The sequence below is a fragment of the Kribbella antibiotica genome, assembly GCF_004349055.1.
Classification (GTDB): Bacteria; Actinomycetota; Actinomycetes; order Propionibacteriales; family Kribbellaceae; genus Kribbella; species Kribbella antibiotica.
Map to the genome: position 1 here is coordinate 1 of NZ_SMKX01000131.1, position 26,001 is coordinate 26,001.

The window sequence follows — 26,001 nt, forward strand, 5'->3', positions numbered from 1 at the left end:
CAGTGGGCCCACCAGTCATCGTCATAACGCCAGTCAACCGACTCCCGCCGTACACAACATCCACCAAAAGTCCCCGCCCCCGGAACCTTCGTCGCTGCCGGCGGACCGCTACCACTCACCAACCTCGCGCGCCTCGCCCAATTCAGGCTCAGCACCATCCGCGCGGGCGGCCGATCGGACAGTTAGTGAGTGGCACAGATCCGCTCTACCGTCTGACGCATGGAGCAGGTTGTGGTCTTCACCGGTTTGCCGGGAACGGGGAAGTCGACGCTGGCCGAGGAGGTGGGGCGACGGCTGGGGGTTCCGGTGTTTGCCGGCGACTGGTTGTTGGGGGCGCTGAAGCCGCATGGTGTGTTGGACGGTCTCTCGCGACCGGAGTTCTTGGCGATGTATTACGGGCTGCTGGAAACGCTCGTCCGGCGGCAGTTGATGCTCGGGCAGTCGGCGATCGTGGACTGTCTGGTGGATGACGCGACGGCTGATGCGTGGGAACGACTGGCCGCTGAGTACGGCGGTCGGTTGCGAGTGATCGAGTGTGTTTGTGGGGATGTGGACGTGCATCGGCAGCGGCTGGAGGGGCGGCGGCGCGGGATTCCGGGGTGGCACGAAGTGGGGTGGGATCACGTCGAGCGGATGCGGGCGGAGTACCCGGGGCTGCGGCGGGAGTGCTTGCGGGCGGATGCGATGCAGCCCAGCGAGGTCAACGTTGTGCGGGTTTTGAGGTGGATCGGGGGGTGGAAAGACCAGCGGAGACAGTAGTGTGCTCTCGTGTCTCAGCTTCGGGTGGCTCTTGCGCAGCTCAACGTGACTGTCGGTGATGTGGACGGGAACGTCGAGAAGATCGTTGCCTGGACGCGAAACGCTGTTGAGCGGGGTGCTCATGTGGTGGCGTTTCCGGAGTTGGCGCTGACTGGTTATCCGGTGGAGGACCTGGCGTTGCGTGGGTCGTTCGTGGCTGCTTCGCAGGCGAAGATCCAAGGGCTGGCGGAGCGGTTGGCTGCCGAAGGTCTTGGCGACATCGTGGTGGTGTGTGGGTATCTGGACCGCGCCACCGGTACGGCGATGGGTGTCGACCGGCTGGGGCGGCCGAAGGGCTCGCCTACCAACGCCGCGGCGGTTATTCACCAGGGCCGGGTCGTCACGAGTGCGGTGAAGCATCACCTGCCGAACTACGGGGTGTTCGACGAGTTCCGGCACTTCGTTCCGGGCAGCACGTTGCAGGTGGTTCGGATCCACGGGATCGATGTGGCTCTCGCGATCTGTGAGGACCTGTGGCAGGACGGCGGTCCGGTTGCGGTCGCGAAGGCCGCCGGCGCGGGACTGCTGCTGGTGGTGAACAGCTCGCCGTACGAGGCGAACAAGGACGACGTCCGGGGTGAGCTCGTCACGCGGCGTGCTCGCGAGGCCGGTTGTGCGCTCGCCTATGTGAACCTGATCGGCGGCCAGGACGAGCTTGTTTTCGACGGCGACTCGCTGATCGCCGACGCCGAGGGAAATATTTTTGCCCGCGCCCCGCAGTTCGAGCAGGGCAGCATGGTGGTCGACCTCGAGCTCCCTGCCGCGACCGGTACGCCGGCCGGCACGCACGAGGGCATCGAGATCGTGCACACCGTCATCCACGAGGACGCACTCCCGGCGTACGAGCCAATCGCAGCGGCTGTCGCACCGCGGCTGGCGGACGAGGCCGAGATGTACGGCGCGATCGTCACCGGCCTGCGCGACTATGTCCAGAAGAACGGCTTCAAGTCGGTCCTGCTCGGTCTGTCCGGCGGCATCGATTCGTCGCTGGTCGCCGCGATCGCTTGTGACGCGATCGGCGCCGAACACGTCTTCGGCATTTCGAACCCGAGTGTCTACTCCAGTGAGCATTCCAAGGACGACGCCGCCGAGCTCGCCGCGCGCACCGGCCTCAACTATCGCGTGATCCCGATCCAGCCGATGGTGCAGCCGTTCATCGACACCCTCGGTCTGACCGGGCTCGCCGAAGAGAACCTGCAGGCCCGGGTGCGAGCCGTTGTGTGGATGGGATTGTCGAACGCCGACGGCCACCTGGTACTTGCCTGCGGCAACAAATCCGAACTCTCGGTCGGCTACTCCACCATCTACGGTGACGCCGTCGGTGGTTACGCGCCGCTCAAGGACGTTCCGAAGACCGTCGCCTGGCGCCTCGCCAAGTGGCGCAACGCGGACGCCAAGGAGCGCGGCAAGCAGCCGCCGATCCCCGAGAACTCGATCGCCAAACCCCCGTCCGCCGAGCTTCGTCCGGGACAGCAGGACACCGATTCGCTGCCGCCGTACGACCTGCTCGACGACATGCTGGACGACTATGTCGAGCTCGACCGCGGCAGCGCTGAGCTGGTTGCGGCCGGATTCGAGACCGAACTGGTGAGCAAGGTGATCCAGCTGGTCGACCGCGCGGAGTACAAGCGCCGGCAGTATCCACCGGGCCCGAAGATCACGCACAAGGCCTTCGGCCGGGACCGCCGGTTGCCGATCACGAATGCATGGCGTGAGGACGCACGGAAGGCAGCCGAGCACTGAGCGACTCCTGGCGGTACCGCCCATCCGAGGACACACCGTGGGGCTCTTCCGAAGAGGTCTCCGGTGACTCTGGCGTGCCCAATGACAATGTGACTGACTCCTCAGCGACAGCCGGTAGCGCTTACCCACCGCATCGGTGGGACGATGAGCCCATGGTTGACAACTTCAGGTCGGCCGGTACCCAGGACGACGAGGAGTTGCCCTCGCCGTACGGGACCGGACCGTCGAACCGGACAACCGAAGAGAACCGCCGTTCGGACTACGACAGCGAGCCCTGGCGGGACCGGCCCAATGGGCTCGGCCTCGACCCGGCCCCGCAGTTGCCGAACGCACCGCGGCAGTTCGAGCGCGGCCCGGTGCCGCAACAGCCGTATGTGCCGAAGCCGCCGTACCTGCCGGGCTCCCCGCCCGCCGCGCCGCCACCGCAGCAGCGGTACACCGAGCAGCCCGCTCCGCCTGCTCCGCCGCAGGGCCAGCCACTGCGTCCCCCGTACGGCGATCAGCCGCAGCGGGCCGAGTACTACGGCGAGCGCGAACCGCAGGCCCGCAGTGAGCAGCCGCGGGGCGACGAGCCGTCGTACGGGCAACCGGCGTACCCGCAGGAGAACCCGTTCCGCCCGCAGCAGCCGCCTGCCCAGAACCGGCCCAGCCCGTTCCCGCCGTCGAACGGCACCAACGGCGTACCGCCTCGTCAGGGTGCTCCGTCCCAGCAGCCGCCTCTGCAGCCGCCGCGGCCCCCGGCCGCGCCGCAGAGCAGCAACGGGCTGACGCAGCATGCGCCGCCTGCCTCGAACGGGTCGGCCAACTGGAGCAGCCAGGCGCCGCAACAGAACGGCGTACCGCCGACGACCGGTGCGCTGCCGCTGCAGCCACCTGCGCCGACCAACGGCCTGAGCCCGATGCAGTCCGCGCCCAGCCAGCAGACCGGGCCGCTGCCGCTGCCGCCTGCCCAGCAGCCGTTGCAGCCGCCGACTCCCCCGCAGCCTCCGGTCCAGCAGCAGGCACCGGCGCCGCCTACACCGTCCGCCCCGCAGCCGCCGTCGCCTGCTCCTTCGGCGCCGCCGGCACCTTCACCTGAGCCGGCAGGGCCGAGCTACCTGTCGGATCCGAGTGCGGAGTACGAAGGCAACGCTCCCGTGAGCGAACCGCGCTCGCGCATCGGCGCCCGCCGCCGGGCCGACGTCCAGCAGGACGCCCCCAGCCAGGTCCATGCCGAGCACGTCGCCTCCCATCGCGCTGCCCGCCGAGCCCAGCCGAACGCAACCACCGGTACGCCGGACGTCGCGAACTCGTCGGCACCGTCCGAGAACGTCTCCTCCGATTCCGGCGTTCTCCGCGGCGGAGGCGGTTCGGGAGGCGGCTCAGGCGATGGCCCGACGCGACCGCGGCGCTACCGCATCCACCACCTGCGCGATATGAAGAACCGCGGCGAGAAGTGGGCGATGCTGACGGCGTACGACCAATACACCGCCGAGATCTTCGACCAGGCCGGCATCCCGGTCCTCCTGGTCGGCGATTCCGCCGCCAACAATGTCTTCGGCTACGACACGACTCTGCGCGTGACCGTCGACGAGTTGATCCCGTTGGCGCGTGCAGTGGCGAATGCCGTCGACCGGTCGCTGGTCGTTGCCGACCTGCCATTCGGTTCGTACCAGGCGTCACCGGAGCAGGCCTTCCACACGGCAGTCCGCTTCATGAAGGAATCCGGCGTCCACGCCGTCAAGCTCGAGGGCGGCCGCACCGTCGTGCCGATGGTCGAGAAGCTGACCCAGTCCGGCATCCCCGTGATGGCGCACATCGGCTTCACCCCGCAGAGCGAGCACAGCATCGGCGGCTACCGAGTCCAAGGCCGCGGCGACCAAGCCGCCGGCCTCATCGACGACGCCGTAGCCCTCGCCGAAGCCGGCGCCTTCTCGCTCGTCCTCGAAATGGTCCCCGGCGACGTAGCCGCCGAGATCACCAAACGGGTCTCCATTCCGACCATCGGCATCGGCGCCGGCCGCGACACCGACGCACAAGTCCTCGTCTGGCAAGACATGGCGGGCCTGCGCTCCGGCACCATGCCCCGCTTCGTCAAGCAGTACGCCGACCTCCGAGGCATCCTCACCGGAGCCGCCACCGCCTACGCCGCCGACGTGGCCAACGGCGCTTTCCCCACCGACGACCACACCTTCTGACACCAGACCTTCTGACACCACGCCGATGTCACCCCCGCGGTTGCTGCGGGGTGGGGAACGGGCCGGCCTATAAGCCGGATCCTGTTGTCGGCGACCATCTATCTACGACGACTGTTGCCAGCCACCTCTAGCAGCCTACCCGCGAGCTCGGGCGGGCAGCCCTCGAACGCTCGCGCGGACGCCGGTTGCCCGGCGCCCTTCTTGGCCTTGCTCCACGTGGGGTTTACCTAGCCTCCCCAGTCACCTGGGGAGCTGGTGGTCTCTTACACCACCGTTTCACCCTCACCCGCACCTCGATGAACCACGGGGTTCACCGAAGCCGCTGGCGGTCTGTTCTCTGTGGCACTGTCCCGCGGGTTGCCCCGGGTGGGCGTTACCCACCACGTTGCCCTGTGGAGTCCGGACTTTCCTCGGCGCCCACTTGCGTGGACAACGCGATCGCCCGGCCGACCCGTTCCACGATCAGGATACGGGTTCCGGAGCCACCTCCGGCCATCGACCGTCGGGACCGCGCTCGTACGGGCGGTCATCGAGGACCGCGTCGAGGTTCAGCGGGCCGTAGATGTGCGGGAACGTCATCCCGATCGCGTCCAGATCCTCGTCGCACAGCGCCGACACCAGCCGCTCGGTATCGATCACCAGCAACGTCAGCGGCCCGGCCACATCGTCGTACACGAAGTTCGCCACCATCGCGACCTGATCATGCCGCGACGCATGAATGAACGTCGCGCCGTCATCAAGAGACTTCCCGCGCGTAGACCACTTGTAGCAGCCGGCCTCAACCGCTGCCGCCCACTGATCCGGAAACGCGAGGTGAAAAATCGTCGCCATGCGCACACTGTAGGAGATCCGGTCGGGTGCAAAGAGTGAGACAAGCCGCGCAAGATCTTGGCATTTAGTTTGGATGGTCGCCCAACGAAGTCTTGACGTGACGCTTCGGGACAGGAAACATCCGATAGCACCCAGGGTTCGCCCCGCACCCGGCCGATGGGTCCGCCCCCAGCACCTCAGTGAGGTTCGATGCACGTTCTCGTGCGATCACGCCTGCCCAGAATTCGGCCGAAACTCCTCCCCCGGATACTCCTCTGCCTCGCGTTGACCGCGACGCTCCTACCCAGTGGACCGGCGAGTGCTGCGCCCGGTACGACGGCGTGGCGGGACGGCGCGTTTGTCGTCGACACCCCGAATGTCGTCCGGCGGTCCGACGTCGTCCTCCAGCGACCCAACACGGCACCTGCCGAGTCCCTCCCGCTCGGCAACGGCGCTCTCGGCGCAGCTGTCTGGGCCGCTGACGGCTTCACCGCGCAACTCAACCGCACCGACACGTTCCCCGACCGCAAATCCCTTGGCCAGTTGGTGATTCCGGGCCTGTCCCGGCTCACCACCGCAGCCGATTTCAAGGGCACCCTCGACCTGTACGACGGCATGCTCCGCCAAGCCGGCGGCGGTATGACCCTGACCGCCTTCGTCCGGGCGGACACCCAGCAGCTCGTCGTCGACGTGACCGGCGCCGACCCGAACAGCACGCAGACCGCCCAGGTGAAGTTGTGGAGCGGCCGCTCCCCACAAGCCCGAGCAGCAGCCGGTACGGCGGCCCTAGCCGAAACGTGGGTCGACAACAACGGCGCAGGTGCTTCCGGCCGCACGTTCGGATCGCTGGCGGGGATCACTGCCGGCGGCCGCAATGTCGTTGCGTCCACCCCGAACAACCTCACCGGCCAGGTGAGCTTCCAGCCGAACGCCGACGGTTCGTTCCGGGTAGTCGTCGCAGCGCCGACCTGGACCGGCGGCGACTCGATCGCCACGACCAACGCCGTACTGAATGGCGCGGCACAGGGTGAGGTGCGGAACGCGCATCTGCAGTGGTGGCACAACTACTGGAGTTCCGCCGGTCTGATCAAGATCAGTTCGGCGGACGGGACCGGCGACTATGTCGAGAACCTACGCACGATCTTCCTCTATGCGAGTGCGGCGCAAAGTCGCGGTGTACTGCCCGGATCGCAGGCTGGTGTCGCCGACCTGTTCACGTTCTCGCAGGACAAGCGCGACTGGTATCCAGCCGGCTACTGGTTCTGGAACCTGCGGATGCAGGTCGCCGCGAACCTGGCCGCCGGGCTACCAGGCCTCAACGACCCGATGTTCCGCCTCTACAACGACAACCGAGACGCGATCGCGGCGTGGACCAGCGCGCATATGCCCGGCAAGCAGGGTCTCTGTGTCCCGGAGACGATGCGGTTCAACGGCAACGGCACCTACAACGGCGGCAACGACAACGCGTCATGCGACTCGACGATCCCGCCGATGTGGAATTCGTTGAACGTCACGACCGGCGCCGAGGTTGGTCTGTGGGTCTGGGAGCACTACCGGATGACCGACGACCGGGCCTTTCTCGAAAAGCACTATCCGTTGATCAAGGGTGCGGCGCAGTTCTTGCTCTCGCACGCGACCACCGGCTCGGACGGCAAGCTGCACACCAGGTCGAATGCGCACGAGACCCAGTGGGACGTCACCGACCCGACCACCGATGTCGCGGCGATGCAGTCCTTCTTCCCGGTCGCGGTAAAGGCTGCGCAGCTTCTCAACGTCGACGCGGCGCTGGTCAGTCAGCTCAACGCGGCGATCCCGAAGATCCAGACGCTGCCGCGTACCGATACCGCGACGCAGCAACAACTCCTCACGCCGGCAGACGATGCCAGCGGCAACACCATGATCGGCCCGTCCACCCAGCCCGCGGCGCAGCGGCGCAACTTCGAGAACATCGGCCTGGAGGCTGTTTGGCCGTTCGGTCTGATCGGCGACAACTCGGCTCTGGGTCGCCGGACTTTTACGTCCCGCAGTTACGTCAACAGTCATACCTGGAGCTACGACTCGCTCCACGCCGCCCGACTCGGGATGGCCGCTGAAGTGAAGACCTCGTTGCTCGCAGCCACGAGACAGTTCCAGGTCTATCCGAGCGGGATGGCCAGCTTCACCTCACAACCGGCCTCTGAGCCGTACATCGAACAGTCCGGTGTGCTAGCGACCGCCGTACCGGAGGCGTTGGCTCAGGACTACGACGGTCTGCTGCGAATCGCCCCGGCCTGGCCGGCCGATTGGACCGGCGAAGGGACGGTTGCCATCGGCCACAAATCGCGTGTGCACGTCCAGATCTCGGGCGGTACGCCGACCACGGTCGCGATCACGTCCGGCGCGAACCAGCAACTCGCCGTACGGAGTCCTTGGCCTGGGCAAAGTGTCACGGTCCTGGACGGACAGACCCGGGCAACGGTCGTCGCGGCGCAGTCGAATGCGACGTTCACGATCCCGGCGCAGACCGGCCGGTCCTACCTGGTGGAGAAGACCGGCTCAGCCGTCCAGCCCTTCCAAGCACTATCCGGTACGCCGGCCACCGCGGCTCGGCGGTATGACCGAGTCACGATCGGCCTGCCGCCGGCCACCCCCGGCACCGGCACGATCAGTCTGCGGGCGCGTGCCAACGGCAAGTACGTGACCGCCGGAACCGGTACGCCGCTGATCGCCGATAGCACCACGATCGGTACGGCGCAGCAGTTCGAAATGGCTGATCTCGGCGGCGGGAACGTCTCGCTCAAGGCGAAGGCCAATGGCCTGTTCGTTGCCGCCGACAACGCCGGTGCGGCGCCACTGCTGGCGAAGAACGCGGCCGTGGGCTCGTGGGAGACCTTCCAGCTGATCCGCAACGGCGACGGCACGGTCAGCTTCCGCGCGCAGATCAACAACAACCTGGTCTGCGCCGAGAACGCCGGCACCGCCGCCCTGATCGCCAACCGAACGGCGATCGGTCCTTGGGAACAGTTCAACCTGATCGACAACTGACGGAGAATGTCCATGCGCACAAGAAGTGTCCGGCGGATCTCCCTGGTGATCGCCGCCGTCCTGACCGCCGCGGTGGGTCTCACCGCATCCGCCCAAGCCGGGTCGACCATTCCCCCCGGCGACTACCAGCAGATCTCGCTCGCCAGTGGGGGTAACGAACTCGGCGAGGCGATGTCGCTCGCCGTACTGCCGAACCGCTCGGTCATCCACACGGCTCGCGACGGGTCGGTCCGGATCACCGACGTGAACGGTACGACGTCGCTGGCCGGCAAGCTCACCGTCTACACGCACGACGAGGAAGGTCTGCAAGGCGTCGCGGTCGATCCGAACTTCGCGACCAATCGCTATGTCTACTTATACTTTTCCCCGCGTCTGAACACTCCCGACGGCGATGCGCCGACCGAGGGGACGCAGGCGACCTGGGACGCGTGGAAGGGTGAGCTGCACCTGTCGCGGTTCACGCTCGCGGCCAACAACACGCTCGATCTGGCCAGCGAGAAGATCGTGCTGCGGGTCCCGAACGACCGCGGTCAGTGCTGCCACGTCGGCGGCGATCTCGATTTTGATGCTGCCGGCAACCTTTATCTGACCACCGGCGACGACAGCAACCCGTTCCAGTCCGACAGCTACACGCCGATCGACGAGCGGACCGATCGCAACCCGCAGTTCGACGCGCAGCGGACGTCGGGCAACACCAACGACCTGCGCGGCAAGCTGCTCCGGATCAAGCCGCAACCCGACGGCACCTACACGATCCCGTCCGGCAACCTGTTCGCGCCCGGGACCGCGCAGACCAAGCCGGAGATCTACGCGATGGGCTTCCGGAACCCGTTCCGGATGAGTGTCGACAGGCCGACCGGCATCGTCTACCTCGGCGACTACGGTCCGGATGCCGGCGTCACGAACCCGAACCGTGGTCCGAACGGCCAGGTCGAGTTCGACCGGATCACTGCCCCGGGCAACTTCGGCTGGCCCTACTGCACCGGCACGAACACGAACGACGAGACCTACAACGATTTCCAGTTCCCGAGCGGCCCGTCGGGCGCCAAGTTCAACTGCACGGGTGGCCCCACCAACAACTCGTTCCGCAACACCGGCCGGACCACGCTGCCGGCCGCTCAGCCAGCCTGGATCCGGTACGCCGGTGATGCCGGTACGCCGCCTGAGTTCGGCAACGGCGGTTCGGAGTCGCCGATGGGCGGCCCGGTCTACCGGTTCGATGCCAACCTCAATTCGCCGGTCAAGTTCCCGGCCTCGCTGAACGGCCGCTACTTCGCCGGTGAGCTGGGTCGCCAGTGGATCAAAGCGATCGAGGTCACTGGCAGCGGCGGGGTCGGCGATATCGGCGCGTTCCCGTGGAGCGGCACCCAGGTCATGGACATGGCGTTCGGTCCGGATGGCGCTCTCTACGTGCTCGACTACGGCACCGGCGCGAACAACCAAGCGCTCTGGCGGATCGAGTACATCGGCGCCCAGAACCGAAACCCGGTCGCCAAGGCCACCGGTACGCCGACCTCCGGCGGTCGGCCGTTGACCGTCGCGTTCTCCTCCGCGGGAAGCTCAGATCCCGAGGGCGGCGCGCTGACCTACCAATGGGCCTTCGGCGATGGCGGCACGTCGACGCAGGCCAATCCGTCGTACACCTACAACACGGCCGGCAACTTCACGGCCACGTTGACCGTCAAGGACCCGACCGGCCTGACCGGTACGGCGAATGTTCAGATCAGCGTGGGCAACACCGCGCCAGCGGTCAACCTGACCACACCCGCTGATGGCCAACTGTTCTCCTTCGGCGACACCGTTCCGTTCCAGGTGACTGTGTCCGACCCGGAGGACGGGACGATCGACTGCACCAAGGTCAAGGTGACCTACCTGCTCGGCCATGACGTCCACCAGCACCAGATCACGTCCAAGAACGGGTGCAGCGGATCGATCGCCGTACCGGTGGATGGTGAGCACGATCCGGCGGCCAACGTGTACGGCGTGTTCGACGCGGAGTACACCGACAACGGCGGGCTGACCACGCACAGCGCGCGCAAGCTACAGCCGCGGCACCGGCAGGCGGAGCACTTCTCGGCGCAGTCCGGGATTCAGCTGGCGGACCACGGAACCGCCGAGGGCGGGAAGACCGCCGGGTACGTCGACAACGGCGACTGGATTTCATTCACGCCGTACGCGGTCAGCAACGCGGTGTCGATCACCGCTCGCGTCTCGTCGGCAGGTCCTGGTGGCACGCTCGAGGTGCGCGCTGGGTCAGCGACCGGAACGCTGCTCGGTACGGCGAACGTTGCGCCGACCGGTAGCTGGGACACGTTCACGAACGTATCCGCCAACCTGGCCAACAAACCGGCGGGGACCACGCAACTGTTCCTCGTATTCAAGGGCGTCACAGGTCAGGGCAGTCTCTTCGACCTCGACGCCTTCACGCTGAACACGACCGCGACTGGTCCGACTGCAACCGAGGGTGAGGCCTTCACCTCGCAGTCCGGCGTTCAGGTGGCTGCCCATGCGGCAGCCAGCGGCGGCGCGACCGTCGGCTACATCGAGAACGGCGACTGGGCCGGGTACTCGCAGGTGAGCACTGCGGGCAAGACCGGCTTCAGCGCGCGCGTCTCGTCGGGCGGGGCCGGTGGCACGCTCCAGATCCGCGCTGGGTCCGCGACAGGAACGTTGCTCGGATCGGTCGCCGTACCGGTGACTGGCGGGTGGGAGAACTTCCAGACCGTCAGCACCACACTGAACGGCTCAGCGAGTGGGTCGTTGTTCCTGTCCTTTGTCGGCGGCGCCGGAAACCTGTACGACGTCGACACTTTCACCGTCACTCCTTGAGGGGCTAGCCATGACAACTTTCACTCGTCGTACCGCACTGATCGCCGGTGGACTAGTGGTCGCCGGCCTGAACAACCTTCCGGCGTTCGCGGCGCCGTACCAGGTGCTGGTGTTCAGCAAGACGGCTGGTTTCCGGCATGACTCGATCCCGGCGGGGATCCAGGCGATTCGCGATCTGGGTGCCGCGAACGGGTTCACCGTGACCGCCTCCGAGGACGCCAATGTGTTCACCGCATCGTCGTTGGCGGCGTACAAGGCGGTGGTGTTCTTGAGCACGACCGGGGACATTCTGAACGCCACACAGCAGGCGGCCTTCGAGTCGTATATCAACGGCGGCGGTGGGTATGTCGGCGTGCATGCGGCGGCGGACACGGAGTACGACTGGCCGTACTACGGTCAGCTGTGCGGCTCCTGGTTCCACAGTCACCCGGCGATCCAGCAGGTGACCGCACGGGTCGAGGACCGCACTCATCAATCGACCGCACACCTCGGTACGACGTGGGTCCGGACGGACGAGCTGTACAACTACCGCACCAACCCGCGGCCGAATGTACACGTGCTGATCAACCTGGACGAGTCGACCTACAGCGGCGGAAACATGGGCGATCACCCGATCGCCTGGTACCACGCGCAGGGATCGGGGCGGTCGTTCTACACCGGGTTCGGGCACACGATCGAGTCGTACTCGGACGCGAGTTTCCGGCAGCACCTGCTCGGTGGCATCCAGTACGCCGCTGGTGCGACGTCGACTCCCCCGGTCACGCAGATCGAGGGCGAGGCGTTCACGTCGCAGTTCGGCGTACAGGTTGCGGCGCACAACGGGGCTAGTGGTGGCCGGACCCTCGGCTACATCGACAACGGTGACTGGGCTGGGTATTCGCAGGTGAACGTCTCGGGCAAGACCAGCTTCAGTGCCCGGATCTCGTCGGGTGGTGCGGGTGGGACGATCCGCGTCCGCTCGGGTTCGGCGACAGGGCCTGTGCTGGGGACTGTCGCCGTACCGGTCACTGGTGGGTGGGAGAACTTCCAAACGGTCTCGACCACGCTGGCTGCGGGGACGGGCGCGTTGTTCCTGACCTTCAGTGGTGGGTCGGGCTCGTTGTTCGACGTGGACAGCTTCACGGTGAGCTGATCGCCTGAACCAAGGTGCGTGCGGTGGCCCGGAGTCGCTCCGGGTCGCCGTACACCCGCTCCAGCACCGCGAGGCCGCGCGTCGTGGTCACCACCAGCCGCGCCGCTTCCCGGGAACCAGTTGCCGGAATCAACAACTCCTCCAGGTCATCCAGCAGCCGCTGAACAGCAGCCCGTACGGCGGGTGCGTCCGCCTCGACTGCTGTTCGCGTGGAGAAGCATCCGCGCCCGCTGGTGATCGAGTCGATGCAGTAGTCGAAGAAGGTGTTCAGCGGTTGCTTGGCAGCGAGCGCTGTGGCAGCACTGCTCAGGAATGACTCTGCGAAGCGGTCGAAGGCCTTGAGGAAGATCTGCTCCTTGCCGCCGTACGCGTGATAGAGCGAGCCGCGCTGCACGCCGGTGCCGGCCGCGAGATCGACCATCGACGTGCTCTGCCAACCGCGTTCCCAGAACACATCGAGCGCCTGCTGGAGCGCGGTGTCCTCGTCGAACTGCCGGACGCCGGCCATCAGGCGACCTCTGCGGCCGATCGCTCGACCCAGTTGTGCGCAAGCTTGCCGTCGCGCACCTCCCAGACCGCCGTGCCGCTGAACGTGATCGGTACGCCGAGCTCCGCCGTCGGCAGGTAGCCCTGGTTCGTGCCGTGGATCCGCCAGCGCGAGGCGACCCGCGTGCCGTCGGCGTTCTCGAAGGTCTCGATCACGTCTAGCCGCAGGTCCGGGAGTTGCTGGAGGAACGCGCGGATCCACTCTCTGAAGGCGTCCCGGCCGACGATGTCGTGACCGGCATTGGTGATCACGAAGTCCGGGATGACGAAGCGCTCCACGGCGTCTGGGTCGTGCGCGTTCCAGACCTGATCCCAGAAAGCTTCCACCAGCTCACTCGATGTCACCGGGCATCCCTTTCGCTCATGTTTGACACTCCTGTTAAACATAGCAGGGCGACACGAGCCGTCGATTAAGGTGCTGCGCATGGCGACGGATGAGAGCACACCGGCAACCACCACCGAGGACAAGCTGGCCCCTCAGGAGAAGAAGGCGGCGACGCCGGTCGACGACCTGGTGGCGACCCGGCACACGGTGACCATTGGCGGACGCGAGCTGAAGTACACCGCGACCACCGGACGGATCGTGTTGCGCGAGGAGGTGCTGACCGACGGCAAGTTCGACGGGCACAAGGCGAAGGCCGAGGTCTTCCTGACCGCCTACACCCTCGACGACGCCGAGGCGGCCGAGCGACCGGTGACGTTCGCGTTCAACGGCGGGCCGGGCTCCTCAAGCATCTGGCTGCACCTCGGGCTGCTGGGACCGCGCCGGGTCGTCTCCGGTGATGCCGGTGCGTTGGCAGCGCCGCCGTACGAGCTGGTGGACAACGACGAGAGCCTGCTGCTGCACAGCGACCTGGTGTTCATCGACCCCGTCTCGACCGGATTCTCGCGGGCGGTCGAGGGTGAGAAGCCGGGCGAGTACCACGGCTTCACGCGCGACCTGGAGTCTGTCGGTGAAGTGATCCGGCTATGGACGTCGCGCAACGGACGCTGGATCTCACCGAAGTACCTGGCCGGTGAGTCCTACGGTACGACGCGCGCCGCCGGACTGGCCGCGCATCTGCAGACGCGGTACGGGATGTATTTGAACGGCGTAATGCTGATTTCGGCCGTGCTGGAGTTCGGCACGCTCGACTTTGCCCCGGGCAACGACTTGCCGTACACGCTGTTCCTGCCGACGTACGCCGCGATTGCGCACTACCACGGGCTGATCCCGGACCGGACGCTGGAAGATTTGCTCGCCGACGCCGAGCGATTCGCAGCCGGCCGCTACCCGAATGCGCTTGCCCAGGGCAACCGCATCCCGGACGACTACCGGGCCGAGGTAGTGACGCGGCTCGCGGCGTTGACCGGCTTGAGCGAGGACTACATCGATCGCGTAGATCTGCGGATCGAGCATCAGCGGTTCTACACCGAGCTGCTGCGGTCACAGCGCCGTACCGTCGGTCGTTTGGACGGCCGCTTCACGGGGTGGGAGGTCGACTACGCGATTGATGCCACCGGCAAGGACCCGTCGTTCGCCGCCATCATCGGCCCCTACAGCGCGGCGCTGAACCACTACGTCCGCGCCGAACTCGGGTATGAGAACGACCTGCCGTACGAGACGCTGAGCTGGGAAGCTGCCAAGAACTGGTCCTACAAGGAATTCGAAGGCCAGCAGATCACCGTCGCCGACAAGCTCGCCGAAGCACTCCGTACCAATCCGCACCTGAAGGTCCACGTAGCCTCCGGCCACTACGACGGCGCAACGCCGTACTTCGCCACCGAGCACACCCTCGCCCGCCTGCAGATCCCCCGCGAGCTCACCGGCAACATCGAGGTCAAGTACTACCCGGCCGGCCACATGATGTACGTCCACGAAGAGTCCCGCATCCAGCAAGCCGCCGACCTCGCCGCCTTCATCGGAGCCTCCTCCAACCGATGAATCGCACGCTGATCCGCCAGCGTCCGGAGTTCGCCGAGTTCGCCGTGCCGGCGTTGGATGACGTCGTACTGCGTTCGCCGCTGGTGGCGGATATCGCCGTGCTGGGGCGGTTGTACTTCGCGGCGTACGAGCCTGGGGTCGCTGCAGAGTCCGAGGCTGAGGAGGTCGACGACATCCGGCTGACGTTCGACGGCTCGTACGGCGTGCTGGATGGCGTGGCCAGCCGGCTTGCGTGGTGCGGGGATGAGTTGGTGGGCGCGATCTTGGTGGTGGAGCGTGCGCCCTGGGCGGATACGCCGGACTGCCGGTTCATTGTCGAACTGTTCACCGCGGTGAGCTGGCGGCGGCGCGGACTAGCGCGAGTGCTGCTCGCCGCGAGCGCCCAGGCTGTCAATGGTCCGCTGGCGCTCCGCGTTGCCGATGACAACCACCCCGCGCGGGCGCTGTACGCGTCTTGCGGTTTCACCGATTGGGCTGTCGTTCGGGGGTAGCGAGTGGGCGCCCGGAGTCTATTGCGGAATCGGCGTAGTTGAGGGCATGCCTCAGCGCTCCGCGAGGTGGTATCCACGCGGAGGCTGAGGGCGGTGGGGGCAGGCGGGGCCTACGGGCCAGCGGTTGGGTTGGCGTTGGTGGACCAGGGGTCGGTGTAGTTGGGGACCATTGCGGTCAGGTGGGCGCGGAACGCTTCGCGTTTGGCGGCTAGCGTCGGGCTCGGGAGCTTGCTGGTTGCGGGGAGCGTGTTCGGCTGCCCGTACATCGGGTCGCTGACAGCGCTGGCCCTGCCCGCTTTGACGTTGCCCCCGTCCGCCTTTGTGCTGCCTGCGTTGGCCCAGCTGATGGCGGCGGCCAGAACAGCAGGGTCCGTCACCGGTGATGGATCGGCCCAGCTCGGCCGGGTCACGTTCACGATGCCGCCGGTGATCGCTACCGCCCACTGGCCCGCATGCACAGCCCGGTGATGCGACGCACACAGCAACACCAGGTTCTGCATGCTGGTCGGACCACCGTTGGCCCAGTGAATGATGTGATGGGCATGGCACATCCACGGCGGTGCCTTACACACCACGCAGCCTTTGTCGCGCTTGATCAACGCCCGCCGCATATACCGATTCACGAACCGTTGCTCGGTCCCAACATCCAGCGGCTGCGAGTCGCCACCCAGAACAATCGGCAGGATCGCGGCGTCACACGCCAGCAACCGCACCGCTGAGGCGGACAGGTTGTTCCCGAACACCAACTCACCAACCGCACCCGCCGTCTCACCGACAGCCGCCTTCAGATCATCGAAGTCGATCGTGACGGTCAGGTGCGGCACACCCGGATGGTCAGGGTTGCCGGCCGCGGCGTCCATGGTGGCTACCAAAGCATCAGCCTGCCGCACGTCCTGTGGCCGCGGATCACGCTCACCATCAACAGTCTTATGCGGCTTCGACAACATGTGGATCTGGGTCGTGAGCTGCTCACCATCAGCACCAGGCAAGAACCCGGAGAACTTCACCCCGCCATCAACCTGCCGCAACCGCAGCGACCTCTTCGCATGCGCTTCTTCCTCAGAAGGTTCCGCGCCGTCGGTGTCGAGCCGTGCGAGGACATCGTTGCCGAACTTGGTGAGCCGACGAGGGTCCTGGTCTTTCGCGACGCCGACCATCTGGTTTTCGGTGAACTCGAGCGTCTCGACCGAAACAGTCGACGGAACCTTCTCCAGCGTCTCGACGATCACCATGCCCTGCGCGGGACGCATCGTCCACGGCCGAGCCGGATCTGTCGGATCCGGCAACGCCTCAGCCACTAGCGGGTACTTACGCAAAGCAGCCATGAACGCCAGAGCCTTACGAACCTCGGCAGGAGCCTCCCGGTACCGCTCGGACAAGAAATCGACAGTGTCGCGGGCACCGAGCTCTTGCGCGGCACCCATCTCGTCGAGGCGCCCACCAGCTTGCAGGATGAAGGTGTCGAGTGCCGCTCTGACAGCATGCGCAGTGTCCAGCGAGGTCACCAATTCGGCGACACTCAAGGACCACACCGGGGGCATCGTCAACATCTCCATACCCAAAAGCATAGCCACGGCCACCGACAGTTTCTGGCCGGAAAGCCCTTATCTGCAAGGTTTTCTGTGGGCTACTTTGTCAGCCCACACCAGCCCACACCCAGCCGGTCCCTCGAAGTCGTGAGCCTCAGCACGGCCCGGAACCTCAGACTTGGTGAGCTTGAAGAGTTCAGTCGATCGAGGCCGGTGCCCGCGTTCTTCGTTGCCTGAGCTAACGAGCTGTGGTTGCTGCCGGCGGCGAGGTCGTCTCACGGCTGACGCCGCGCTGGCTTCGCGAGGTTCCGCGCGCATCGCCAACCCAGCTCTGAGCCCGCTGCGCGTCTTTGAGAACGCACCAACCACGCAGAGCGCGCCAAAACGGTTGATGGGTTCTCAAAGTGCGTCCGTTCGGCGCGCGGGCTTGCCTTTGTGGAGCGAGGAGGGCAGCTGGTGGCCTTGGCGATCCACAAAGCTAGCTGTCCTATTCCACGCGACCTTCCCCAGGCAGCGGTCGAGGCTGGGGAGCGGAATGAACCGGAATCGACAGGCAGAACTCCCCGGCCTCGACACCAACCTCAGGCACTGCCGATCACGCCACCGCACTCCACCGGCCCGCTCCAGCCAACGCTTACTAGGATCGCCGCTCCGACCATCGGAGCTTTCCCGCCCAGCACAGGCGCGCTCGGAGGGTTCAGTCGATTGCCCTTGGGGCGGGCGGGGTTCCGCAGTCCCGGTTAAGGTCCGGCGAGGACTCGGCCGGGGGCGTGGGTGCCTGGTTGCTCGCCGCGACCGGCCGACTCGAAAAGCGGGTGGCTGGTCGCCGCGTTGGCTCAGGCGAGATGGCGAGACCGGCGACCGAGGCTCACGCCATTTGAGCTTCCGGGCTTTGGTTGCGGTCCAGAAAAACAGGCCGCGTCCACGGTGGCGGTTGTCTGGGGTTCCGGGCTTTGGTTGCGGTCCAGAAAAACAGGCCGCGTCCACGGTGGCCGTTGTCTGGGGTTCCGGGCTTTGGTTGCGGTCCAGAAAACAGGCCGCGTCCACGGTGGCCGTTGTCTGGGGTTCCGGGCTTTGGTTGCTGCACGAAAAACGAGGGGGTCTCCGGTCGCGTTGCTGTTCTCGGTTCAAAATTCGATTGGAGAAGGGGCGACTTGAACGGATCTCCCATTGAAGGACGCGGGCGGGTCGACCGCGTGCTTCGCTGGGCGGACGGACTGCAGTGCTGTTGGTGAAGGGGCTGGTGCGGACTTATGTGATGCACCAGCAGCTGTTGGAGCATTTGCCTCCCGCGCTTGCGAGTGTGCTTGATGTGGGTGGGGGCGCGGGGCACCAGTCGTTTCTGTTGGCGCAACTCGGGTATGGCGTGACGTTGCCCTACTCGTCGCCTGCGATGCTGCAGGAGAGGCGTGAGCGGGTGCCTGCGGGCGTGCAGGTGGAGTTTGTGCTGTCGGACGGCGCTGGCGCTGTAGAGGCCGCACAGGGCCGCCAGTTCGATGTGGTGCTGTGCTGGGGTACTTGGAGGGGCCGACGCGTTGGAATCATTCGATGCGCCGTCGGAGATCGGCGAATTGATTAGGCGCGGCCGAAAGCCAGTCGGCGCGATCCTTGTCGCGGGCTCAGTCGCGTGTTCCATCTCGTCGGGCATAAAGCGCCAGGACGCCAGTAGTCAGCAGCGTGGTCCAGAGATAGACGTTGGTGAGGAGCCGCTCGTAGAAGGGGCGACCGTCGGCGGTTGTGTCGGTGACGAGTTCCCACAGCAGGCCGCCGAGCGACCCGCCGAGTCCCCACAGCAGGATGCGAGCAAGCCACCACACCCACCAGCGCTTGCCTTCGCCCTCGTACATCGTGTTGATGTCGAACAACCCGCGCAGCACGCGCGAGACAGTCAAAGCCGGCGTCTGGTCCCCACCCTGATCCATCCGGGCAGTGTGCCAGGCGAAAGGTTCGCGGCTACGGGTAGATGCGGAAGCCCGATAGCGTCTTGTGGTGTTCGTAGGACGCGTAGAAGGCCTCGGCGGTGTCGGTGATCACGTCAACGCGTTGTGCGCCTGTGAGCGGGTGTGCGTAGGCAATGAGAGCGCGCCCCACGCCCTTGCGGCGGTAGTTGGCGTGGGTGGCCATCATTGACAGGTAGGACTGGAGATGGCCGTCGCTCAGGAGGTAAGCGAAGCCGATGACCAGGTCGCCGTCGAGAGCTACGACGCTCGTCACACCTGGCGCGGTCAGCGTGGCGTGGGCGCGTTCGAGGTCCGCGCCGAAGCTGGGCCAGCCCTCGGCATCGCAGAGGGCGACGATGCCGGCCAGGTGTGCGTGTTCGTAGCGCTGCAGGATCACGGCAAGGTGAGGATCTCGGCGCCGGTGTCGGTGACGACGAGGGTGTGCTCGAACTGCGCCGTACGGGATTTGTCCTTGGTGGTGGCGGTCCAGCCGTCGTCCCACAGGTCGTAGTCGTAGGTGCCCAGGGTCAGCATCGGCTCGATGGTGAAGGTCATGCCGGGCTCGATGATGTCGTCGAAGCGCTCGTCGTCGTAGTGCGGGATGATCAGGCCGGAGTGGAACGAGGTCGCGATGCCGTGGCCGGTGAAGTCGCGGATGACGCCGTAGCCGAAGCGCTTCGCGTAGGACTCGATCACGCGGCCGATGATGCTGACCTGGCGACCGGGCTTGACGGCCTTGATGCCGCGCATCAGCGCCTCGTGCGTGCGCTCGACGAGCAGGCGGCTCTCCTCGTCGACGTCGCCGACCAGGAAGGTTGCGTTGGTGTCGCCGTGCACACCGTCGAGGAATGCGGTGATGTCGACGTTGAGGATGTCGCCGTCCTCGAGCGGGCGGTCGTCGGGGATGCCGTGGCAGATGACCTCGTTGACCGACGTGCACAACGACTTCGGGTAGCCGCGGTAGCCGAGCGTCGACGGGTACGCACCGCGCTCGACCAGGTAGTCGTGACCGACCGCGTCGAGCTCGTCGCTCGTCACCCCCGGCTTCGCGGCGGCACCGACCGCCTGCAGCGCCTGCGCGGCGAGTTTGCTCGCCACCCGCATCTTCTCGATCAGCTCCGGCGAGGTGACGTAGGAGCCGTCGTACGGCGTCGGGGCCGGCTTGCCGACGTATTCAGGGCGCGGAATGGCGGCAGGAACTTCGCGGCGCGGCGAGATGGTGCCGGGAGTAAGGATCGACATGGTGGGAACATCTTAGTAACGAGCGCCAAGAGTTCCGGGAGGTGGTCATGTCCAAGAGCGACGATCACAGCAACGAGTGGTACTACAACACCAAGACCGGCCAGGTCGAGCCGTACCAGGGCGCGAAGTCCGGGGACCGGCTGGGACCCTACAGTTCGCCGGAAGAAGCAGCTCGAGCACTGGAGATAGTCCAGGAACGCAACGAGGCCTGGAAGAACGGCAACCGGGACGACGAAGAAGACTGAGAAACACCAAAGGGCGCCACCAGATCAGATCTGGTGGCGCCCTTTCTTGGTGCTGAAATCAGCGGGCAGCGGCCTTACGGGCCGGTGCCTTCCGCGCAGGTGCCTTGCGGGCCGGGGCCTTGCGAGCCACGGTCTTCTTGGCGGCGACCTTCTTGGCCGGAGCCTTCTTCGCCGCGACCTTGCGCGCCGGAGCCTTCTTCGCCACGGTCTTGGCCGGCGCCTTCTTGGCAGCGACCTTCTTGGCGACCGTCTTCTTCGCTACGGCCTTCTTCGCCGGCGCCTTCTTGGCCACGACCTTCTTGGCCGGAGCCTTCTTCGCAACCGTCTTCTTCGCGGCGACCTTCTTGGCCGGAGCCTTCTTCGCCACGGTCTTCTTCGCTACGACCTTCTTCGCCGCAACCTTGGCCGGAGCCTTCTTGGCAACGACCTTCTTCGCTACGACCTTCTTCGCCGCGACCTTCTTGGCCGGAGCCTTCTTCGCGACAGTCTTCTTCGCGGTGGTGGCCTTCTTCGCCGGGGCCTTCTTCGCCACCGTCTTCTTGGCGGCGGTCGACTTTGCCGCACTCACCTTCGTGGCGACTGTCTTCTTCGCTACCACCTTCCGCGCGGTCGTCGTCTTCGCGGCGGTGGACTTCTTCGCGACAGTCTTCTTGGCGGGAGAAGCCTTTTTGGCTGTCGCCTTCCCTGCGGCTGCCTTCTTGGCTGGCACTTCTGCCTCCTTGTGCGGCTGAGGAAAACCACGGTGGATTCCTCGTCGTCACCGATGATGACAACACTTTGCGCCTTCGTAAAGCACCCGAAACGCCTTTGGGTCAAGGCGACCGGCGGACAAACCGGCAACGAATTTCCAAAAAGCGTTGTACAGAAGGGTTTCCAACACACCGCCAAGACACCGGAAGGCTTCCAGAATTTCTTCACGACACGCGCACAAAGTTCGTGTCGAACGGCCGTTTGGCACAGTGTTGTCGTTGGCAACGGAGTTGAAACGGAGTGGTGAAGCGATGCGCGTGGTCAGTCTTGTGCCCTCGTTGACGGAGTCGATCGCAGTGACACACGCACAACTTCTGGTCGGCGCAACGGACTGGTGCACGCATCCGCCCACGCTCGATGTGGTGCGTGTACGCGGCACCAAAAACCCCGATCTCGAACGCATCGAAGCACTCGCTCCGGACGTCGTGATCGCGAACGCCGAAGAGAACCGCGCCGTCGATCTCGACGCGTTGCGCACTCGCGGCATCACTGTCTGGATGACCTCACCGGCGACTGTCGACGAAGCGCTCGATCAACTCGACGAACTGCTGATCGCGATCGTCGGCGACGTCCCGTCGTGGCTGCGCGAAGCACGTTCGGTGTGGAGCACGCCGTACTCCGGTCCGCGCCGCAGTGCCGTCGTACCGATCTGGCGGCGGCCGTGGATGGCATTGGGACGGGACACGTTCGCGGGTGATCTGCTGCGCCGGATCGGGGTCGATAACGTGTTCGCGAAATCGGCCGAACGATATCCCCGGTTCGACCCCGAAACATTGCCGCCGTACGACGTCGCGGTGTTGCCGGACGAGCCTTATGCGTTTGCACCCACCGATGGTCCGGAAGCATTTCGGGAGCCCGCAAAGTGCGTCTCCGGGCGTCATCTGACCTGGTACGGACCGTCACTGGTCGAGGCACGCGCACTGCTCAGCGAACAACTGGCGTGACCTGCGACACGGTTCCTGCCGGTTCAACTAGACAGTTAGGTTTGCCTCACCTACGCTCGGCGGGTGCCTGAAATGACCGCGAAGAAAAAGTGCTGCAAGGACAAGCCGAGGTGCAAGAAGTGCCCGGTCGTCCTGAAGCGGCTGGCTGATGCCGGCTGCGCGGAGCGGCTTGACCGGGTGACCTACAAGGTCGACAAGAAGGTCCCGAAGAAGGTCCTGAAAGAAGCCCGCTCCCGCTGACCGGGTGTTTATGAGGCGCGGCGCAGCGTAATCGCGTCGGCGGCCAGCCGGAGGATTCCGGGGATCGTGACGTGGGCGGCCTGGCCGGTCGCCTCGAGGTCGTCGCCCCACCACCAGCCGTGCGCGCTGATCGTCTGCAGCTCCAGCTCCTCCTGGTTCGCGAACGTGACGTCGACCGTGTCGACCGCGACCGCGAAGAACGTCTGCGCCTGAATCATCCGCGCGCCGCCCCACTCGAACTCGACCGTGTTCGTCGCCACCGGCGTCCCGAGTGCGTCCTTGGGCAGCACGATGCCGACCTCCTCGCGCAGCTCACGGCAGGCTGCGTCCAGCACGGTCTCGCCCGCTTCGACGCCACCGCCGATCGTGAACCAGTACGGAACGGCAGGTTTAAGCGGATCCCAGCCGTGCAGCAACAGCACTTTGCCGTCCGGGCGCACCGGCAGCACACGAGCCGTCGTCCGGCGGACGACGGTACCTGGAGGTGGCAACCGAGATTCACTCACACCACAAAACGCTAGACGACTGTGCGCACCTCATGTCGTGCAATACGGCGCGTCTCCCGAGTTGTTGCCTAAGACATCTACGATCGAACGTATGACAGCGCGTATCGGTCTAGGTCTTGCCGCACTCGGTCGCCCCGGGTACATCAACCTCGGTCACGACGACGATCTTCCGGCTGGTCGAGCCGTTGAAGACCTGCGCCAACGCACGCACGAACTCCTCGAGCAGGCGTGGCAGGCGGGTGTTCGCTACTTCGACGCCGCGCGTTCCTACGGGCTTGCCGAAGAGTTCCTCGGCCAGTGGCTGACTCCGGAACGTCGCGCCCAACTGACCGTCGGTTCCAAGTGGGGCTACACCTACGTCGCCGACTGGCAGCACAACGCCGAGACCCACGAGGTGAAGGACCACGCCCTCGCAACCTTCGAGCGGCAGTGGCCCGAGACCTTGCAGGCCTTGGGCGGTACGCCGGACTTCTACCTCGTGCACAGTTTGACGACCGACAGTCCGGCACTCGGCGACGCAAAGCTGCTGGACCGGTTACGGGAGCTCGCAGAGACCGGCGTACGGATTGGTCTGTCGACGAGCGGGCCGCATCAGGCGGCCGCGTTGCGGAAGGCACTCGAGCTTGACGGTCCTTTCACAGCGGTCCAGTCCACCTGGAACGTCCTGGAGACCTCAGCCGGTGCTGCCCTCGCCGAAGCGCACGACGCCGGCTGGTTCGTCGTCGTCAAGGAAGCCGTTGCCAACGGCCGGCTGACGGCGAAGGCGGGCGAGACGCCGTTCAACGTCTTCGCCCGCAAGCACGGCATCGCCCCTGACTCCCTGGCCATCGGCGCCGCTGCTGCCCAGCCCTGGGCCGACGTAGTCCTCAGCGGCGCGACCACCGCCGAGCAACTCGAAAGCAACCTCGCTTTCCGCACCGACAGCCCACTAGCCGAGTTCGTTCAGCAACCCGAGGAGTACTGGACCGAACGCTCCGCACTCCCCTGGATCTAGATCCGGCTCCGCATCTCGACGGCGAACGTCTCTTGCGCGATCTGCATCTTCGCCGCCTCCTCGGGGTCTGCGAAGCCTGCGGGGTCGAAGTCGCGCAGGTGCGTCTGCAACCACCAGATGTTGCCGACCGGATCCTTCACCCGGCAACCCCGGTCGCCGGTGATCCGCGACTCCATCAGTTCGGTGACGACCACGCCGCCCGCCTCGACCGCACGAGCCAGCGTCGCGTCGACATCATCGACGTACACGCTGAGGAAGCTCGGCGTCACCGGCCAGTCCGGTTGCGCGTCAAACGTCATCAGCACCGACTCCCCCACGGTGATCTCGGCATGACCGATCGTCCCGTCCGGGTTGGGCCAGCGCCCGGACGCTGTCACCTCGAAGGTGTGCTCCACGAAGGTGAGAAACTGCTCGGCGCCGCGGACGACGACGTACGGTGTGACGGTCGACTTACCACCCGGATTCTTGGTCATGTCCACCATGCTCGCCGAGGTAGCGGTCAAGGCGTGTCCTCTTATGGAAGGCTGAGGGTATGGCTCGGCGGGGATTGCGGAAAGCGCGGAACGGCATCGTGATTCTGGTGCTGTTGGTGGTTGTCGGTGCCGGCGGGTCCGTGGGGTGGGTGTTGGTGCAGCGGTCGACGCCGGTGTCGTTGCCTATGCCCACTGGCCAACTGCAGGTCGGTCGGCAGGTGTTCGACTGGACCGACACAGCACGCAAGGATCCGTACGTCGCTGGGCCGCGGAAGCTGGCCGTCTTTGTCTGGTACCCGGTGGCGAAGGGGGTTACCGGGCGGAAGGCGGCGTATGCGCCCGGGCAGTGGAGTGGGCAGCAGCTGAAGGGCCCGTGGTCGATCTTCGAGGGACCGATCGACGAGGTCCGCGACCACGCGATCGATCATGCCGCGGTCGCGCCGGGACGATTCCCCGTGGTGGTGTTGTTGCCGGGGATGGGGCTGTCGGCACCGATGTATGCAGCGCTGGCCGAAGACCTTGCGAGTCACGGATATCTGGTGGCTGGGGTCACGCCGACGTACAGCACCAAGCTCAGTGTGATTGGCGGACAGACGATCGCGAGCATGCCGGCCGCCGTGCCGCCGGCTCCTGAGGACAACTCGCCGGGTGGATTGAAGACCGGCGATCATCTCGTGGGCGTTTGGGCCGCTGATGCGCGATTCGCGGCCAAGCAGTTGGCGGCCGAGTTGCCGGACAGCGTTGACCCGGCCTTCGGTCCGTCGTACGTCGGGCATTCGTTCGGCGGCGCGGCTGCGTTGGAAGCGTGCCGGACCGACGCGCGGTGTGGAGCGGCCGTTGACATCGACGGACGTCAGTTCGGGGATGCGGTGAAAAAGGGTGTGCAGGCACCGATCATGCTGCTCGGCGCCGACGACTCGTGCATCACCAGCGTCTGCGGCCCGGACGCCAAGGGCGACACCGATCGAGCCCGCGCACTATCGTTGCTCAAGGCAAGCACCAATACGTCGTGGTGCGCGACCGTCGAGGACACTCGGCACCTCAACTTCACCGACTACGGCGCCTACTACCTGGCCTGGCCGCTGCGCAAACACCTCGACCTGGGCTCCGCCGACAGCCGCCGCGCCCTCGCCGTACAGAACGGGTATGTGCGCACGTTCTTATCGCATGCACTCCGCAATACGCCGGCGCCGGGTGCGCCGGCGTGTGCTTCTTAGAGGTCGAGTTCGTAGGTTTGACCGTGGAGGCTGTCGCCCCAATCACTGTGGGGAATCGTACTGGTGAGGCGGAAGCCACGGGCCAGGTAGATGTGGCGGGCGGCGACGAGTGGGTCGTTGGTCCAGAGGACCATGCGCTTGTAGCCGGCCTCGCGGGCGAAGGCGAGGCAGGTGTCGACGAGCTTCGCGCCGAGACCGCGCCCGCGCGCGGCTGGGGTCAGCAGCAGGAGGCGTAGCTTCGCGGTCGACTCGTCGGGGCCGCGCACGCAGAAGATGCTCCCGACGCGCTCGCCGTCAACCTCGGCGATCCAGGCAGCCTCACGCGTGGCGTCGTGGTCGGTGGCATACGCGGCGACGATCTGCGCGATCAGCGTCTCGTACGCGAACCCCCACCCGTATTCGGCCGCATACGTCTCCGCATGCGACTGCACCACCCACCCCAGGTCC

General features: G+C 66.0%; 25 protein-coding genes and 1 other RNA gene. 14 read left to right on the forward strand and 12 right to left on the reverse strand.

Annotated features, from left to right (window positions below):
• Nucleotides 1–219 precede the first annotated feature (219 nt).
• The 3 genes from E1263_RS32130 (at nucleotide 220) to panB (ending at nucleotide 4,718) form a co-directional block, all read left to right on the forward strand.
• Nucleotides 220–759, forward strand: a complete 540-nt coding sequence (locus tag E1263_RS32130; RefSeq protein WP_132174255.1) for a P-loop nucleotide/nucleoside kinase family protein — start codon at nucleotides 220–222, stop codon at nucleotides 757–759.
• Between the two features lie 9 nt (nucleotides 760–768).
• A complete protein-coding gene (locus tag E1263_RS32135) occupies nucleotides 769–2,541 on the forward strand; it encodes an NAD+ synthase (protein WP_132174257.1) in 1,773 nt (590 codons plus the stop codon).
• 152 nt (nucleotides 2,542–2,693) lie between these two features.
• Nucleotides 2,694–4,718 carry a 3-methyl-2-oxobutanoate hydroxymethyltransferase gene (panB, locus tag E1263_RS43855; protein ID WP_238161724.1) on the forward strand — a complete coding sequence of 675 codons (2,025 nt, stop codon included), beginning with the start codon at nucleotides 2,694–2,696 and terminating at the stop codon, nucleotides 4,716–4,718.
• Between the two features lie 54 nt (nucleotides 4,719–4,772).
• On the opposite strand, the gene rnpB is transcribed toward panB, so the two are convergent.
• Nucleotides 4,773–5,172: RNase P RNA component class A (gene rnpB, locus E1263_RS32145), an RNA gene on the reverse strand.
• Nucleotides 5,173–5,180: 8 nt separating this feature from the next.
• A complete protein-coding gene (locus E1263_RS32150) occupies nucleotides 5,181–5,549 on the reverse strand; it encodes a DUF952 domain-containing protein (RefSeq protein WP_132174259.1) in 369 nt (122 codons plus the stop codon).
• A gap of 189 nt (nucleotides 5,550–5,738) precedes the next feature.
• Here E1263_RS32150 and E1263_RS32155 point away from each other — a divergent pair, with 189 nt between their 5' ends.
• The 3 genes from E1263_RS32155 to E1263_RS32165 are packed head-to-tail and all read left to right on the forward strand — an operon-like array spanning nucleotide 5,739 to nucleotide 12,513.
• Nucleotides 5,739–8,552 (forward strand): fascin domain-containing protein, encoded by a 2,814-nt coding sequence (locus tag E1263_RS32155; RefSeq protein WP_165956814.1) that lies wholly within the window; start codon nucleotides 5,739–5,741, stop codon nucleotides 8,550–8,552.
• Between the two features lie 12 nt (nucleotides 8,553–8,564).
• A complete protein-coding gene (locus E1263_RS32160; protein WP_202869150.1) occupies nucleotides 8,565–11,381 on the forward strand; it encodes a carbohydrate-binding protein in 2,817 nt (938 codons plus the stop codon).
• Nucleotides 11,382–11,391: 10 nt separating this feature from the next.
• On the forward strand, nucleotides 11,392–12,513 hold the full coding sequence (locus E1263_RS32165; protein ID WP_132174265.1) for a ThuA domain-containing protein: 1,122 nt from the start codon (nucleotides 11,392–11,394) through the stop codon (nucleotides 12,511–12,513).
• Here E1263_RS32165 and E1263_RS32170 read toward each other — a convergent pair.
• Nucleotides 12,500–13,021 (reverse strand): TetR/AcrR family transcriptional regulator, encoded by a 522-nt coding sequence (locus E1263_RS32170; RefSeq protein WP_132174267.1) that lies wholly within the window; start codon nucleotides 13,019–13,021, stop codon nucleotides 12,500–12,502. The genes E1263_RS32165 and E1263_RS32170 overlap by 14 nt on opposite strands.
• A complete protein-coding gene (locus E1263_RS32175) occupies nucleotides 13,021–13,404 on the reverse strand; it encodes an ester cyclase (protein WP_202869151.1) in 384 nt (127 codons plus the stop codon). Before E1263_RS32175 ends, E1263_RS32170 begins: the two co-directional genes overlap by 1 nt.
• A gap of 79 nt (nucleotides 13,405–13,483) precedes the next feature.
• Between E1263_RS32175 and E1263_RS32180 the strand changes: the two genes are divergently transcribed.
• Both E1263_RS32180 and E1263_RS32185 read left to right on the forward strand, forming a co-directional pair.
• Nucleotides 13,484–14,983: a S10 family peptidase gene (locus E1263_RS32180; protein ID WP_132174271.1), complete on the forward strand. Its 1,500-nt coding sequence runs from the start codon at nucleotides 13,484–13,486 to the stop codon at nucleotides 14,981–14,983.
• Complete coding sequence (locus tag E1263_RS32185) at nucleotides 14,980–15,474, forward strand: GNAT family N-acetyltransferase (RefSeq protein WP_132174273.1); 495 nt, start codon at nucleotides 14,980–14,982, stop codon at nucleotides 15,472–15,474. Before E1263_RS32180 ends, E1263_RS32185 begins: the two co-directional genes overlap by 4 nt.
• 110 nt (nucleotides 15,475–15,584) lie before the next feature.
• Here E1263_RS32185 and E1263_RS32190 read toward each other — a convergent pair whose 3' ends face one another.
• Nucleotides 15,585–17,030: an HNH endonuclease signature motif containing protein gene (locus tag E1263_RS32190; RefSeq protein ID WP_165956815.1), complete on the reverse strand. Its 1,446-nt coding sequence runs from the start codon at nucleotides 17,028–17,030 to the stop codon at nucleotides 15,585–15,587.
• Nucleotides 17,031–18,261: 1,231 nt separating this feature from the next.
• Here E1263_RS32190 and E1263_RS44425 point away from each other — a divergent pair.
• Nucleotides 18,262–18,582, forward strand: a complete 321-nt coding sequence (locus E1263_RS44425; protein ID WP_420323401.1) for a class I SAM-dependent methyltransferase — start codon at nucleotides 18,262–18,264, stop codon at nucleotides 18,580–18,582.
• A gap of 40 nt (nucleotides 18,583–18,622) precedes the next feature.
• On the opposite strand, the gene E1263_RS32200 is transcribed toward E1263_RS44425, so the two are convergent.
• Genes E1263_RS32200 through map form a run of 3 tightly spaced genes read right to left on the reverse strand, consistent with a single transcriptional unit; the run spans nucleotide 18,623 to nucleotide 20,185 of the window.
• A complete protein-coding gene (locus E1263_RS32200) occupies nucleotides 18,623–18,925 on the reverse strand; it encodes a hypothetical protein (protein ID WP_132174277.1) in 303 nt (100 codons plus the stop codon).
• 31 nt (nucleotides 18,926–18,956) lie between these two features.
• Nucleotides 18,957–19,340, reverse strand: a complete 384-nt coding sequence (locus tag E1263_RS32205) for a GNAT family N-acetyltransferase (RefSeq protein WP_132174279.1) — start codon at nucleotides 19,338–19,340, stop codon at nucleotides 18,957–18,959.
• The gene (gene map, locus E1263_RS32210; RefSeq protein ID WP_132174281.1) at nucleotides 19,337–20,185 is read right to left on the reverse strand and encodes a type I methionyl aminopeptidase; all 849 of its coding nucleotides are present in this window, start codon (nucleotides 20,183–20,185) and stop codon (nucleotides 19,337–19,339) included. The genes E1263_RS32205 and map overlap by 4 nt, the downstream gene beginning before the upstream one ends.
• A gap of 47 nt (nucleotides 20,186–20,232) precedes the next feature.
• Between map and E1263_RS32215 the strand changes: the two genes are divergently transcribed.
• Nucleotides 20,233–20,430, forward strand: coding sequence for a hypothetical protein (locus tag E1263_RS32215; RefSeq protein ID WP_132174283.1), 198 nt, complete (start codon nucleotides 20,233–20,235; stop codon nucleotides 20,428–20,430).
• 58 nt (nucleotides 20,431–20,488) lie between these two features.
• Here E1263_RS32215 and E1263_RS32220 read toward each other — a convergent pair whose 3' ends face one another.
• Nucleotides 20,489–21,139, reverse strand: coding sequence for a histone H1-like repetitive region-containing protein (locus tag E1263_RS32220; RefSeq protein ID WP_132174285.1), 651 nt, complete (start codon nucleotides 21,137–21,139; stop codon nucleotides 20,489–20,491).
• Nucleotides 21,140–21,431: 292 nt separating this feature from the next.
• Here E1263_RS32220 and E1263_RS32225 point away from each other — a divergent pair, with 292 nt between their 5' ends.
• A complete protein-coding gene (locus tag E1263_RS32225) occupies nucleotides 21,432–22,124 on the forward strand; it encodes a helical backbone metal receptor (protein ID WP_132174287.1) in 693 nt (230 codons plus the stop codon).
• Between the two features lie 72 nt (nucleotides 22,125–22,196).
• Nucleotides 22,197–22,364, forward strand: a complete 168-nt coding sequence (locus E1263_RS42925; RefSeq protein WP_165956816.1) for a hypothetical protein — start codon at nucleotides 22,197–22,199, stop codon at nucleotides 22,362–22,364.
• Between the two features lie 8 nt (nucleotides 22,365–22,372).
• On the opposite strand, the gene E1263_RS32230 is transcribed toward E1263_RS42925, so the two are convergent.
• A complete protein-coding gene (locus E1263_RS32230) occupies nucleotides 22,373–22,870 on the reverse strand; it encodes an NUDIX hydrolase (RefSeq protein ID WP_132174289.1) in 498 nt (165 codons plus the stop codon).
• A 91-nt stretch (nucleotides 22,871–22,961) separates the two neighbouring features.
• Between E1263_RS32230 and E1263_RS32235 the strand changes: the two genes are divergently transcribed.
• Nucleotides 22,962–23,864: an aldo/keto reductase gene (locus tag E1263_RS32235; protein WP_132174291.1), complete on the forward strand. Its 903-nt coding sequence runs from the start codon at nucleotides 22,962–22,964 to the stop codon at nucleotides 23,862–23,864.
• Here the strand turns inward: E1263_RS32235 and E1263_RS32240 are convergent.
• Nucleotides 23,861–24,337, reverse strand: a complete 477-nt coding sequence (locus E1263_RS32240) for a VOC family protein (RefSeq protein ID WP_132174293.1) — start codon at nucleotides 24,335–24,337, stop codon at nucleotides 23,861–23,863. The genes E1263_RS32235 and E1263_RS32240 overlap by 4 nt on opposite strands.
• 59 nt (nucleotides 24,338–24,396) lie before the next feature.
• Here E1263_RS32240 and E1263_RS32245 point away from each other — a divergent pair, with 59 nt between their 5' ends.
• On the forward strand, nucleotides 24,397–25,554 hold the full coding sequence (locus E1263_RS32245; protein ID WP_132174295.1) for an alpha/beta hydrolase: 1,158 nt from the start codon (nucleotides 24,397–24,399) through the stop codon (nucleotides 25,552–25,554).
• Here the strand turns inward: E1263_RS32245 and E1263_RS32250 are convergent.
• Nucleotides 25,551–26,001 (reverse strand): GNAT family N-acetyltransferase (locus E1263_RS32250; RefSeq protein ID WP_132174297.1); only part of this gene is annotated, 451 nt, incomplete at its 5' end. The two genes, E1263_RS32245 and E1263_RS32250, sit on opposite strands and share 4 nt — an antisense overlap.

Coding starts and splice junctions, on each gene's coding strand:
- map (WP_132174281.1), bottom strand. CDS start 20,185: ATGTCGATCCTTACTCCCGGCACCATCTCGCCGCGCCGCGAAGTTCCT.
- E1263_RS32165 (WP_132174265.1), top strand. CDS start 11,392: ATGACAACTTTCACTCGTCGTACCGCACTGATCGCCGGTGGACTAGTG.
- E1263_RS32190 (WP_165956815.1), bottom strand. CDS start 17,030: ATGGAGATGTTGACGATGCCCCCGGTGTGGTCCTTGAGTGTCGCCGAA.
- panB (WP_238161724.1), top strand. CDS start 2,694: ATGGTTGACAACTTCAGGTCGGCCGGTACCCAGGACGACGAGGAGTTG.
- E1263_RS32180 (WP_132174271.1), top strand. CDS start 13,484: ATGGCGACGGATGAGAGCACACCGGCAACCACCACCGAGGACAAGCTG.
- E1263_RS32160 (WP_202869150.1), top strand. CDS start 8,565: ATGCGCACAAGAAGTGTCCGGCGGATCTCCCTGGTGATCGCCGCCGTC.
- E1263_RS32170 (WP_132174267.1), bottom strand. CDS start 13,021: ATGGCCGGCGTCCGGCAGTTCGACGAGGACACCGCGCTCCAGCAGGCG.
- E1263_RS32225 (WP_132174287.1), top strand. CDS start 21,432: ATGCGCGTGGTCAGTCTTGTGCCCTCGTTGACGGAGTCGATCGCAGTG.
- E1263_RS32245 (WP_132174295.1), top strand. CDS start 24,397: ATGGCTCGGCGGGGATTGCGGAAAGCGCGGAACGGCATCGTGATTCTG.
- E1263_RS32150 (WP_132174259.1), bottom strand. CDS start 5,549: ATGGCGACGATTTTTCACCTCGCGTTTCCGGATCAGTGGGCGGCAGCG.
- E1263_RS42925 (WP_165956816.1), top strand. CDS start 22,197: ATGACCGCGAAGAAAAAGTGCTGCAAGGACAAGCCGAGGTGCAAGAAG.
- E1263_RS32240 (WP_132174293.1), bottom strand. CDS start 24,337: ATGACCAAGAATCCGGGTGGTAAGTCGACCGTCACACCGTACGTCGTC.
- E1263_RS32235 (WP_132174291.1), top strand. CDS start 22,962: ATGACAGCGCGTATCGGTCTAGGTCTTGCCGCACTCGGTCGCCCCGGG.
- E1263_RS44425 (WP_420323401.1), top strand. CDS start 18,262: ATGCACCAGCAGCTGTTGGAGCATTTGCCTCCCGCGCTTGCGAGTGTG.
- E1263_RS32130 (WP_132174255.1), top strand. CDS start 220: ATGGAGCAGGTTGTGGTCTTCACCGGTTTGCCGGGAACGGGGAAGTCG.
- E1263_RS32185 (WP_132174273.1), top strand. CDS start 14,980: ATGAATCGCACGCTGATCCGCCAGCGTCCGGAGTTCGCCGAGTTCGCC.
- E1263_RS32200 (WP_132174277.1), bottom strand. CDS start 18,925: ATGGATCAGGGTGGGGACCAGACGCCGGCTTTGACTGTCTCGCGCGTG.
- E1263_RS32155 (WP_165956814.1), top strand. CDS start 5,739: ATGCACGTTCTCGTGCGATCACGCCTGCCCAGAATTCGGCCGAAACTC.
- E1263_RS32215 (WP_132174283.1), top strand. CDS start 20,233: ATGTCCAAGAGCGACGATCACAGCAACGAGTGGTACTACAACACCAAG.